The 12,070-nt window shown below is 66.4% G+C and carries 10 protein-coding genes and 1 pseudogene; 5 read left to right on the plus strand and 6 right to left on the minus strand.

The annotated features are described in order from the left end of the window. Positions 1-11: 11 nt before the first annotated feature. Together ABZ855_RS17440 and mmuM are read right to left on the minus strand one after the other, a co-directional pair. Positions 12-1,073 carry a LacI family DNA-binding transcriptional regulator gene (locus ABZ855_RS17440; protein ID WP_360807607.1) on the minus strand — a complete coding sequence of 354 codons (1,062 nt, stop codon included), beginning with the start codon at positions 1,071-1,073 and terminating at the stop codon, positions 12-14. Between the two features lie 484 nt (positions 1,074-1,557). Next, positions 1,558-2,487 carry a homocysteine S-methyltransferase gene (gene mmuM, locus ABZ855_RS17445; RefSeq protein ID WP_360807609.1) on the minus strand — a complete coding sequence of 310 codons (930 nt, stop codon included), beginning with the start codon at positions 2,485-2,487 and terminating at the stop codon, positions 1,558-1,560. Between the two features lie 173 nt (positions 2,488-2,660). On the opposite strand from mmuM, the gene ABZ855_RS17450 reads away from it, so the two are divergent. Then, positions 2,661-4,061, plus strand: coding sequence for an amino acid permease (locus ABZ855_RS17450; protein ID WP_360807611.1), 1,401 nt, complete (start codon positions 2,661-2,663; stop codon positions 4,059-4,061). A 240-nt stretch (positions 4,062-4,301) separates the two neighbouring features. Here ABZ855_RS17450 and ABZ855_RS17455 read toward each other — a convergent pair whose 3' ends face one another. Continuing rightward, positions 4,302-4,790 carry a hypothetical protein gene (locus ABZ855_RS17455; RefSeq protein ID WP_360807613.1) on the minus strand — a complete coding sequence of 163 codons (489 nt, stop codon included), beginning with the start codon at positions 4,788-4,790 and terminating at the stop codon, positions 4,302-4,304. 302 nt (positions 4,791-5,092) lie between these two features. Between ABZ855_RS17455 and ABZ855_RS17460 the strand changes: the two genes are divergently transcribed. Continuing rightward, on the plus strand, positions 5,093-5,431 hold the full coding sequence (locus tag ABZ855_RS17460; protein WP_360807615.1) for a hypothetical protein: 339 nt from the start codon (positions 5,093-5,095) through the stop codon (positions 5,429-5,431). A gap of 1,072 nt (positions 5,432-6,503) precedes the next feature. Continuing rightward, positions 6,504-7,949 (plus strand): hypothetical protein, encoded by a 1,446-nt coding sequence (locus ABZ855_RS17465; RefSeq protein WP_360807617.1) that lies wholly within the window; start codon positions 6,504-6,506, stop codon positions 7,947-7,949. A 91-nt stretch (positions 7,950-8,040) separates the two neighbouring features. Here ABZ855_RS17465 and ABZ855_RS17470 read toward each other — a convergent pair whose 3' ends face one another. Then, on the minus strand, positions 8,041-8,547 hold the full coding sequence (locus tag ABZ855_RS17470; protein WP_360807619.1) for a hypothetical protein: 507 nt from the start codon (positions 8,545-8,547) through the stop codon (positions 8,041-8,043). Positions 8,548-8,941: 394 nt separating this feature from the next. On the opposite strand from ABZ855_RS17470, the gene ABZ855_RS17475 reads away from it, so the two are divergent. Continuing rightward, entirely contained in the window at positions 8,942-10,624 is a 1,683-nt protein-coding gene (locus ABZ855_RS17475; RefSeq protein WP_360807621.1) for a hypothetical protein, read from the plus strand. A 68-nt stretch (positions 10,625-10,692) separates the two neighbouring features. Here the strand turns inward: ABZ855_RS17475 and ABZ855_RS17480 are convergent, their stop codons facing one another. After that, positions 10,693-10,851 carry a hypothetical protein gene (locus ABZ855_RS17480; protein WP_360807622.1) on the minus strand — a complete coding sequence of 53 codons (159 nt, stop codon included), beginning with the start codon at positions 10,849-10,851 and terminating at the stop codon, positions 10,693-10,695. Between the two features lie 446 nt (positions 10,852-11,297). Here ABZ855_RS17480 and ABZ855_RS17485 point away from each other — a divergent pair. After that, positions 11,298-11,403: pseudogene (locus ABZ855_RS17485) on the plus strand (IS5/IS1182 family transposase); the annotation flags it as partial. Positions 11,404-11,475: 72 nt separating this feature from the next. On the opposite strand, the gene ABZ855_RS17490 reads toward ABZ855_RS17485, so the two are convergent. Further along, a complete protein-coding gene (locus ABZ855_RS17490; protein ID WP_360807686.1) occupies positions 11,476-12,021 on the minus strand; it encodes an NUDIX hydrolase in 546 nt (181 codons plus the stop codon). Between the last annotated feature and the right edge of the window lie 49 nt (positions 12,022-12,070).

Genomic DNA, 12,070 nt, shown 5'->3' on the forward strand with positions numbered 1-12,070 from the left:
GGTACGCGGGTCTACCGCCGTACCGTCACCGAGTTCCGTACGACGACATGGGTGCCCAGCAGCAGGTGCTCGTCCGGGTCGTCCGGCGTCCGCCCCAGAGCGGTACGGACGGCGAGGCGGCCCAGTTCCTCGTACGGGACGTGCACCGTGGTGAGCGCCGGATGCAGATCGCGGGCGAACGGGATGTCGTCGTACCCGGCGAGCGACACATCGCCGGGTACGGACAGACCGGCCTCGTGCAGGGCGGTCAGCGCACCGGCCGCGACCATGTCGGTGGCGGCCATCGCCGCCGTGAACTCCAGCCCCTGGGACAGGACTTGACGCATCAGACGGTGACCCGAGTCCCGGGTGAAGTCACCGTGCAGCCGTAGCGCCGGGTCGGGCTCCAGGCCTCGTGCGCGGTGAGCGGCCGTATAACCCCGTTCGCGGCCCTGCGCTGTGGTGTGGTCGGGGCGGCCACCGAGGAACAGGACACGCTGATGGCCCTGGGCGAGGATGTGGGCGCACAGGGCGTAGGCGCCGCCCTCGTTGTCGTACTCGATGACCGTGACCGGCGTACCGGGATCCAGCGGAGGCCGCCCGCACAGCACCAGACGCGAGCCGACAGAGGCCAGCGAGTCGGCGATACGGGCCGTGCGGGAGCGGTACTCGGGGGTGTCGGCCGTGCCGCCGACCAGGATCACGGCCGCGGCACGCTGAGCACGCATCATCTCGACGAACCGCAGCTCGTGCGCGGCGTCGCCGTCCGTACTGCACACCAGACAGAGATGGCCCAGCCGGGTCGCCTCCCGCTCCACGCCGTGCGCCATCAGCGCGAACGACGGGCCGGTGATGTCGTCGAGCACGAAGGCGAGCGTGGGCGTCCCGACACCGGCGACCGCCTTGGCGCGCGCGTCGGCGACGTAGTCCAGTTCCCGAACGGCCCGCATGACGCTGCCCCGGGTCGCCGTACTCACCGGATAGTCGCCGCCGAGCACCCGCGACACGGTGGACGCGGACACCCCGGCCCGCGCCGCGACATCCCGGATGGTGCTGCGCGCCGGGCTGTCCCCGGTCCCGTTCTTCCTTGTCATGGTGAGCCCCGCCCCTCTCCCCGGGAAGCACGGCCACACACAACACATCGACAACCGGTTCCCGTCGGGAGGCTAGCAGCGCGGACGAACGGCGGGGAGCGGCACCGGGCGCCACCGGCACCCCGAAACTTTCACCCGGCCGAGCACGGCGTCACCTGCGGTCACGTGTGCGAGGCGCGCGGTGCGCTGCGCCTCGTGATGCGGGGGCGGGCGTGGGCGTTCGCGGACGTACGCGGAGGGGGTGCCGCTGCGCCCACCCGTGCCGCCCCAGCGGCACGACTGCCCGCAGCTACGCGTGCGCGGCTGCGTACAGGCGGGCGGTCGCGGCACCCACACGGTGCCGAGTGCGTGGTCACCGCACCGCGTACCGGTCACCGCCCCGCGTACCGATCACTGGACCGCGTACTGGTCACCGCACCGCGTACCGGTCACCGCACCGAGTGCGCGGTCACCCCCGTACACATTCAACGCACCGCGCAACCACTCACCGAAGCGTGTCCGCGATCGACGTGATCGCCTTCGGGCCCACCCGGCAGCACCCGCCGATCAGCCGTGCCCCCGCGTCCCGCCAGCCCGTCACCTGGCCGGCCGTGAAGGTCGAACTGCCGGTCCAGGCACGGGCGTCGGAGTTCCAGACCTCACCGCTGTTCGGATAGACCACGACCGGCTTGCCCGTCACTCGGGCCGCCAACTCCACGGCGCCTTCCACATCCTCGGGCACACAACAATTCACGCCGACCGCGACGACCTCGTCCGACTCACCGGCCAACGCGAACGCCTCCGCCAACGGCTGCCCGGCCCGCGTCCGGTCCCCGGCCACGCTGTACGACAGCCAGACCGGCACCCCGAGCCCGCGCGCCGCGCGCAGCAGGGCGTCGGCCTCGTCGACGTCGGGCACGGTCTCCAGGGCCAGCACATCGGGCCCGGCGGCGGCCAGCACTTCCACCCGCGGCCGGTGGAAACGCTCCAGCTCGCCGACGCTCAGCCCGTACCGCCCCCGGTACTCGGACCCGTCCGCAAGCATCGCCCCGTACGGCCCCACGGACGCCGCCACCCACAGGGGCCGCTCCGTGTCCGCCCGGCGCGCGGCCTCGCGGGCCAGCTCCACGCTGAGCCCGAGCAGCTCGGCGGCACGCTCCCGGCCGATACCGCGCTTGGCGAAACCCTCGAAGGTGGCCTGGTAGCTGGAGGTGATCGCGACGTCCGCGCCCGCCTCGTAGTAGGCGAGGTGCGCGTCGACGATCGCCTCGGGCTGCTCGACGAGCAGCCGCGCCGACCACAGCTCGTCACTCAGATCGTGCCCGGCGGACGCCAGTTGGTTGGACATACCGCCGTCGAGGACGAGGGGGTCGCCGGTGGCGAGGGCAGCGGAGAAGGAGGGGCGGGCGGGGGAGGGGGAGGCGTCGCTGGTCATGCTTCGAGGCTATTCGACGGCTGCCCGGACAGCCGTACATGTCCAGTGCGTGAACGAATCGCCCACGATGTGGGACGGCGGGATACCATCGCGCCCCCCACCTTGCTCCACCCCCCGCTTTCCTTGCCCTTCCTTGTCATCCTCCCCGCCCCTCCCCGCCGACTGGAAGTGTCATGACTGCTGCTCCCCGCACCACCGAGTCCGGCGAGCCGGAGCTGACTCCGACCGCACCGACCGCGACCCCGTCCCGCCGCCGCACCTTCGGCCTTGCCGCCGCCACCGCGCTCGTCATGGGCAACATCATCGGCGGCGGCATCTTCGTCCTGCCCGCCACGGTCGCCCCGTACGGCTCGATAAGCCTGCTCGCCTTCCTGGTCCTCTCCATAGGCGCGGTCCTGCTCGCCCTGCTCTTCGGCAAGCTGGCCCGCCGCAGCCCGGTCACCGGCGGGCTGTACGTCTACCCGCGCGACGCGTTCGGCCCCTTCGCGGGCTTCCTGTCGGCATGGTCGTACTGGACGATGACATGGGTGAGCATCGCGGCCCTGGCGGTCGCGGCGGTCGGGTACGTCGATGTACTGATCCCCCTGCACGACAACCACGCCCTGGGGGCACTGGTCGCGATACTGGCCCTCTGGCTGCCGGCCGCCGCGAACTTCGCGGGCACCCGGTGGGTCGGCACGGTACAGATCGTGTCGACGATCCTGAAGTTTGTGCCGCTGCTGCTGGTCGCCACGGTCGGCCTCTTCTTCATCGACACGGACAACTTCGGCGCGTTCAACGCGTCCGGCGACAGCGTGCCGGGCGCCCTGGCCGCCTCCGCCGCACTGCTCCTCTACAGCTTCCTGGGCGTGGAGTCGGCGGCGGTCAGCGCGGGCGAGGTGGCGGACCCCGAGCGCAACGTCGGCCGCGCGAGCGTCCTGGGCACCCTTGGCTCGGCCCTCGTCTACATCCTCGGCACGGTCGCCGTCTTCGGCCTGGTCCCGCACGAGAAGCTGGTGCACTCCGGCGCCCCCTTCGCCGACGCCGTGAACGCGATCACCGGCGGCAGTTGGGGCGGTACGGCCATCGCGCTGGTCGCGGTCGCGTCGATCGTCGGCTGCCTGAACGGCTGGATCCTCCTGGCCGCGCAGATGCCGTACGCGACGGCCCGCGACGGCCTCTTCCCGGCGCCGTTCGCGAAGATCGGCAGGGGCGGGGTGCCCGGCTTCGGCGTCTGGGCCTGCGCGATCCTCGGCACGATCCTCATCGCGTTCAACTACACGGCGGGCCCGGACACCACGTTCCGCGTCCTGGTCCTGATCACGACGTTCACGGGCTGCGTCCCGTACCTCTTCTCGGCGGCTGCTCAGCTGTATTGGCTGGCCAGAGGCACGCGCGACCGCGTCCGCCCGGCGGGCCTGATCCGCGACCTGATCGTGGCCGCACTGTCCTTCGCGTTCTCGTTCTGGCTGATCGCGGGCGCGGGGTACGCGGCGGTGTACCAGGGGGTGCTGTTCCTGTTCGCGGGGATTCCGGTGTACGTGTGGATGCGGGGGCGGGGGGAGATGGCGGAGGGCGAGAAGGCGATCGCCTGATCTCGGGCGAGGCGAGCCAAATCTGGTGAATCCGAACAAACCCCGCGCGTGGGGACGACGCGACGTTCCAGCGAGCATCACGGACAGGCAGGGAGCCCGGGAAGGGCTGATGCACTCCGACCTTCCGGAAACTCTGGTCCTCGTTCATTGCCTGAACCCTTTGGGTGCGAATCCGCCAGCAGACGGCAAGGAGCGCACGGGCGACGCCTTGCTCGGCCTCGCGTACCGGCGGTCCACTGGTCACCCAAGGCGTGAGGCGCCGTCCGGCCAGACGACGTCGACAGGCAGGCCTGCTTCACGCGCCTCGATGACGGTGTCCGCGGTACCGCCGCCCTTGCCGGTCGGGGGCTCTCCGTTCCACACCGCCACCAGGCGGTCGGCGCGCTGGAGCAGAGTGTGGTTGGCATCCTCGTACGCCGATCGGTCGGCCGTGTCGTTGGGAAGCACGAGCACCTCGTCGGCGGACTCGACCAACCGGTCGAAGGTTTCGGCGTGGTCGGGCTTGACCTTGTTCTGCCGGTAGTCCCGTGAGGGAACGACCGCGACCAGACGTCCGCCGAGGTCCAACACGACCTCGGCGAACAGAGAGTCGGCACCTTTGGCAATGCACGACACACCGGTCAGACCGGAGCCGACGAACGGCTTCAGAGTCTCCCGGAGAGCGTCCCGTACCAAAGGCACACTGGCGTCGGTCAGGTCCATGTGCCCGGTCACGGCGATGGTGGTCACGTTGTTCCCTCAGTTGGACAACACGTCGCGGATCATAGTGCGTCCCTCGCTCATGGACCGAGTCGACGCCTTGCCGACGGTGTATGGGTAGAGCTGACTGAGCTGTGCGCGCACTCGGGCGGAATGTGTTCGCATCATGTTGGCGCTGAATGCATGGTCGCCCCCAGCATGCGCGGCGCGCAGTGCAAGCTGGTAGTAGCTCTGTGCTTGTCGCTGCATACCGGAATCCCATGCCATGGTCGCGGCTGTACCGCCGAGGTAGGCCATGATTCGGAAGAGGCCTTGCTCATGTCCGGCGCCTGATGTTCTTCGAGGTGACCGGCTACTTCATTGAGCTGGCCGACGACGGCCTCGCGGCGCAGGCCTCCGCCGAACCTGTGATCCCGGGCGCGGAACGCGCGCGCCGTCGCTTCGAGTTGTCCGACTTCACGCTGACCGAGACGGCCGCGCCTACGCGTCCGCTCGGTGGGGGGCACAGCTTGCAGCCATCCTTCGCGAGAATCGTGCAGAGCGGCACCGGTGACGGCGGCGTCGGCCAAGGCGCGCGTTGCTGCGCGGCGGTCCATCACGAGGTCGCTCCGGGTCAGGTCTGCCGTCAGGTTCACGATCGTGGTGGGGCGCCAGGGCGAGTCCTGGGATGACCGTGGGGCCCCAGGGGCGCGGGCGGATCTGGATCGGTGGTCTGTCCTTCCCAGGATCGGTCGGCGAGCCCGGTGTGAGCTGGCAAGCCGAGGCGATCCGCTTCTGGGAGAGACCGCCCCACTTCTTGATCAGTGAGAAGGCTGCTCAGAGTGCTCCGCCAAGGCTCGGCGCAGGTCGTCCGGGTCGAGGACGTCGGGGTCGAGCGGACCAGGGGCGGTGGCGTCCATGGGGCTCAGCTTCCGGAGGGGAGTCCGGGCGACGGTGAGCGCGGAAAAGCTGCAACGAGGAGACGTCGTCGAGGACACCGGCACCAAAAGGCTCGGCAAGGTCATGAGCTTCGAGGCCTCGTACGTCCAGGTGCGACCGATCGGCGGCAGCCAGGAATGGGACCCGCCACCGGAGCACCTCCAGCCCGTCACTGACGCCGGCGCGCTGAGTCCGGCTGTCGCTCGCCAACGTCCGCTCACGAGGAGATGTGGAGGGCCTCACTCCGGAGGTGTGGCCGCCCTTGCGGCAGATTGTGGACTTCAGGTTGTCTGTGTGACGGCCGGGGAGTGGCGCCCGGCCTGCACCGGGTCCTCCCGCGGCTCCCCCTTCTCATACCGGTAGTGGCAACTACCAGCCGAGGGCTGCTGCACCTTGTACGGTCACCGTGCCGGGTGGACGAAACGGCGCGCCAGGAACAGGCCGGTCAGTGGCGTGGGCAAAGCGACGCGGCGGGTGAAGGGTATGACGACCCCTCACAGGCAGGCGATAACTGGGCAGATGCTGTCGAAGGAATCCGCCTTCCATGATCGTTCTTCTGTCCCTGGTTCTCGCTCGTCCTCCGCCTCATCGTCTGGCGGGCCATGGACAAGGCCGAGGAGATCTAGAGACGTAAGGCAAGTCAGCCATGTGGCCCCGCCCGCCAGGCGGTTGGAGGGCGACAACGGTGGGGAGCCACCGCGTTCGACGAGCGGGAGGACATCCGGCTGGGTGAGCCTTGCTTGGAGTGTGTGAAGCTGTGGGGGTGCTGCGGTACTTGGGCCATTCCGCTTGTGATCATGGTTTGGCTGTTGGTAGCCAGATCACATGACGGGGGATGAATTCACGCTCTTTGGTGCGCCGCGACGACGTCAGCACCGGCTCCTGGGCTGGGCCATGCGCCTGATCGGCACCTTTCTGTCGTTCTTCGGCGCTCTGTTCTTCATCGCTGGCTTCAGCCGCATGCGGACGATCTTCTCGCCGCTGGGTACCACCGATCCTCTGTGGTACCGCGTGGTGACCGTAGGAGCGATTGCATTCGCCGCCGCCGTGTCGCTGCTCGGTGGCCGCAGGCTCAGACGGCGCGGGCGCCGTCACAGTGTTCCGGTGTTGCGGACGATGGCCGATGCGAAGCACAGCCCCTACGTGCTGTACCTCCGGCCCTTCACGTCGGACGTGATGGGGGCGACGATGCCGCACGCCTTCAGCCGGTTCCAGCGAGTGGGAGGTTCACTCGTCAACACCAGCACGCGCACCGTCGAGGAGCAGATCTCCCGTTCCTTCGGCAGTCTGGCGCGGGTCATCGCCGTCGGCCAACCGGACGAAACGCTCCCCTTGCTGGGAGCCGCGCGGCTGTATCTGCCCTTGAACGACTGGCAGCCGACGGTGGCTTCCCTCATCGATGATGCTCGTCTGGTGCTCCTCGCCGCGGGTACTTCTGAAGGAACGCTGTGGGAGCTCAGGCAGTGTCTACGGCGTCGTGCGCCGCAGACACTGCTCATCTCGATCTACACAGATGAGAGTGAGTACGACGCGTTCCGGGAGAAGGCAGAAGCGATCTTCCGGCAGGAGGCGGACTGCCTACGACGGGGAAGCGACGCCGACCAGTGCCCGCCACGCCTGCCCGCCTACCCACCGCTAAGCAACCCACAACGCGTCAAGTGGCTGCCGACGCCTCGTGGTTACATCCGCTTCGACACGGACTGGACCCCTCACCTGATCAGGCTCGACCCTACCTCCGTCCGCGGGTGGACGGAGGAGGGCCGCCATCGCAGGCTGAACCGTGAGCAGTTGTTGCCGTTCATGGGCACCGTACTCAGAGAACTGTCGGCTGCGGAGCATGCGGCGGATCAGGCCGACGCAGGCCGTTGCATGACGGTCGCCGAGCTGGAGTCGGCGCTGCGCGCGATGCGGTCCAACGGGGCGACAGACGAGACACCGATCAGCGTCCTGATGTCGGGAACGGGGCGGTTCCTTGCCATCGAAGACAAGAGGGACACCGTGGCAGGGAGCGGAGGCGCGCAGGGCGGTCCGGAACATACGACGGAACCGATCGCGCAGGCAGGCGGGCGGGCGCCCTTCGCGATCGAACTGCCCTTGCTGTACGCGGAGGAGATCCTGCGCGAGAGAAGGGCCAACGGCACCACGGACGCGGACACGCTCCAAATCGATTTCAGTGCCCGCGGGCGGCTGCTGGGCGTACGTCACCATACCGGCGGCGACGCGCCCGAGAAGCCCTCCACACTGATCGATGAGAGCGGCGCGGGACACTGACGTACCTACGGGCGCTGCCACGGCAGGAGTTAGAGGGATCAAAGATCCACACCGTTTGCGGCTCATGACAAATTCGTTATCGGCACCGAAATTACAGGACGATCGCGAAGAAGCCCAGGAGGTAGGCGACGGCAAAGATGACTGGTACCCACTGCTCAATGTGGGTCAAGGGAAGGTAGAGACGCCAGTCGCGTCCTTCGCCGAGCGCATTCCACTCCGCGCGGGAGTAGGCGTAGGCGGGAAGCCGTTCCTCAAGGGCACCGATGACGGCGAACTTGGCCCCGTTGAGGAGGCGATACGAGCGAACGAGGACGTACCAGGCAGCGCACATGGAGATGATGATCACGAGCCCGGGGAGTAGCAGCCAGACGGAAACATGGCTGCGCACGTCATGCAGCGTGGTGGTCAGGACGGTGACGATGGCACTGTTGAGGGTGAGGAAGAATGTGTTCGAAAGGTTCCGCCGGGCGCTCACCCGGTCAGCCATCTCGACGCACAGCTTGTACTGCTCGAACACGGCGCTCTGGTAGCCCGCGGTGTCCCCGTAGGCGGACTGGTCGACGGTGGCGTTCCACAGAGCATCTCGGATGTCATCCATACGGGCATCATGCCGGGACCGCCCTCACGCCGGCACCCCAGGGGCGCATTCTGCCCTAGGTCAGCACGCGCGGGCGATGCTCGACTGCTCCGTATTCTCGAAGACAAGCGGACACACCTCACCGCTCACCGTGGTATTCCTGCGCTGCTTCTGGCGCGTGGCTTTGGCCATGGATGTACATACGTGAAGATTTCTCTGGCTGGAAAGAACTTTAGGAGCCCACTCTGCACCGTGACTGGAACCGCAGGGTGGCGAAAGAGACATCGGCATCGGCCCGCCTAAATGTCAGTCGACACAGGTGAGTTGGACGGGATGGCATCGCACACACCGTCAGCGGGGGAGCGGTGCGCCATCGAAGTCGCGCCACAGCGGCAGATCCACAACGGGAGGAACATTGGGCGCCGATCGTTACAGCACTCTCGCCGAATCGGGGGGACTCAAGCTCATCGATGTGATCCCCATGCCCGGCTACTTCCTCGGAATCTTGACGGCATGGGTCATACAGATCCCCACGATCCCCAGGACTCTGTTCTATGCGCCGCTCAGTACCCCATTCCGACCGGTTACCAGTCGGCGCTATGTCGCAACTATCTTATTCTTCGCTGCCCTGGACACCGCTGGGCTGGATATCCCTATCAGCTACTTCAAAGGCCTTATAATAGGGAATTTTTTGCTGGCTCTCCTGGCGATCTACAAGACTCGCCTCCAGGTGGCCGGCATCCTACTTCAAGTACTAGTGCCCGCACTGCTGATCGCTCTGACCATCCGCATCTCACCACTCCTGGATGGAAAGATCGGTGAAGACACCGGGCTGAAACTCCTACTATTCTCGCTGCCTGCGGCAGGCATTTTCTGGGCCCTCCCGTACGGTAAAAAGCTGTCCTGGCAGGGCTCCTGGAGTTTCCCCTACCCTCGCACAACATCGCCGAAGTCATCACAAGTTGTTGCGAATCCAGCCGTAAATCTGCACACTGACTCCCGCCAGTCGGTTCCCCAGAGCCGCCATCATGCCGACAAGAGCAGAACACGCGCCCGGGCACGGACCTTGGGGCCCAAGGGCGATACGCGGCAAGGTCCCCGTTACGCCCGACATCCCGGCCAAGCCCCGTACAGGGGGCTCGTGATGTGGCTGGCCGGTTGGCCATGCTGCCTGGCAGCTCTCGGACTCACATTCTGGGGGGCTCACCGGGTTGTTCCTGTCTCGTCGGCGTCCGGTTTCTACGTCGTACTGTCGATGATGGGCGTTTCCGCTTTTGATCAGAGTCGAAAGTTATTCCTGAAAGGCCGCAGGCATATCAAACCGGCTATTTGGTCACCGAATGTACTCCGCCCCGGCTCCTACGTGCTGTACCTGAGATCATTCAAGGACGACAAAGAGCGCACCGCACTACAGAAACAATGGGGCCATGAAATCGGATTGCCGCCCAATATTATGAGTGGTTTGATCGGCCTCGTCGCATCCAGTCGCGATGAGGAAGAACATATCGCAGACGCGCTGCGCCCCGTCGGACCACTGGTCGCCGTCGGCGCCCCTGGCGAAGTCCTCCCCTTTGCGGGAGCAGCGCGCATGTATCTGCCGAAAGACGAATGGGAACAACCGGTGCGGGAACTCATGATGCGGTCCCGCCTGGTCACTCTCGTGCTGGGCTCAAGCCTCGGAACCATGTGGGAGTTGTCCGAAGCCATGCGGATTCTCCCACCTCAGCGCCTGCTCCTGTTCGTACCCGGCAGGATGCGTGAGGAAGAATACGAGATGATCCGCAAGATGAATAAAAAGGCACTGCTAGCTCTCCCAGAATCCAAAAGGAATCGCACATGGAAGAACGACACTCCGTCCCTTCCTGACTGTGCGTCCGGCCTACGGTTCTTCGATCCGGTGGTCGGCGTCATACACTTCTCCGCGGACTGGGAACCCACCTTCACCCGTACGCCAAATTCTGGCTTTCCGCATGGGGATTCCCCGGGCGGTATCCCGCTTCCGTGGGAGAACCTATGCACCAGTCTCATCCGCGGGCTACGACCGACCTTCGAACAGCTGGTCGCACATGAGGAAGCGACCGGCTGGCACTGCGGCTGATGCGGCCTTGAGTACGGCGCAGCGCACGGACGCCCCGTCATTGGGGAGGCGGCATGGTCCGATCCCGGTTACTCGTCGGCGTTCGGGGTGAAGGGGGCAAAGGTGGTCCATGCACAGCCTGCGGAGTCGACGCTCGGGTCTTCGGCGGCGATGATTGCCTTTCCGTCGATGTGCCGGCGGACGACGGCTGTGCACCACTCGTGCTCGCCGATCCGGTACGTCTTCACCTCCTCGGCCGAGGCGGCAGGGGGCCGTGCTTGAACTCCGCCGGACCCGCACCCTGGCCAAGACGGCAGAGTTGCTCGGCCTGTCTACCGGACGCGTCAACCAGCTCCCCCGAAGGCAAGCAGGCGCAGGGAGAGCCGTCACGGCATCTGTCGCTCAGTTGTCGGCATTCGTGTGCAGGACCACGCTGCGCCGCTCGGTACGGTCATGCCGCAGGGCCTCAAAACCCACCTCGGAGCCCGGTCGGTCGGGACGGATACCTGTACCGGTAGAACCGGTTGTCCATGACGTGCGGAGGTGGACGGCCAGTCAGAGGACTTCTTGGGCGGGGCTCGCCGTCGCCATGACGTTCGTGTACGGCGAAGGGAGTCTCTGTCCCGCACGCGGGGGCGTCGGGGGCGACGTCCAGGTGACCGGTGCCCGCGTCGAACGCTACGGCCAAGACGTGACCGTCCTCGGTGACGGCGCTACCTCAACTGCGGGATGGCCGTGCTGCACCGCAAACGCCCGCGCCGGCCCCTGCTGCAGGCGAGGAAGCGGACAACGCCGTCCACACCGTCGCCCACATGCGCAACCTCGCACTCGCCTCATGGCCTGGAGACCTTTGGTCGCAGGTGCAACACCCTTTATAGAGGATTTCTCTTCATGGCGTTGTCGGCCATAAGCAAAGCTGCGGCTGTCTCCATGCCGTGAATGGTCTGTCCGACCCCGGCGAGAGCCTCTGTCAACGGCAGGGAGCAGACGCTCATGTCGAAGTACTTCTCGATCTGTGTGTCACCGGGAGGCTTTTCGGTTCCTTGGAGGACGGACGGCGCCAGGAAGAGGTGGATGTTCCTGTTGGTTTCCGAGGGCATGAGGAAGTAGTTGCCCAGATCGATCAGAGAAGATTCTGGCTCCAGCTCAAAACCTGTCTCCTCCCACAGTTCACGGAGGGCGGCATCTTTGGCGCTTTCCCCTCGCAGGACTGTTCCCGCCGGAAGCTCAAGGGTGTACTTCTTCAGGTTGTATCGGTGCTGACGGATGAGTACGACGTTACCCTCTGCCGTGATGGGAACCACCATGACACTGTCGGGCGTGTCAAGGTAATACCAGTCGATCTCCTCGCCGTCCGGCATGCGTAGCTTCTCACGAATGAACCGCTTGGGTCCCTCGGTAATTACTTCCTTCTCCACCAAGTCTGCGTCCTGCATGGTGGGCCTCGCAGCCTGTTTGCGCGATCGT

The sequence above is a fragment of the Streptomyces sp. NPDC047042 genome, from assembly GCF_040644035.1.
In the GTDB taxonomy this organism is placed as follows: domain Bacteria; phylum Actinomycetota; class Actinomycetes; order Streptomycetales; family Streptomycetaceae; genus Streptomyces.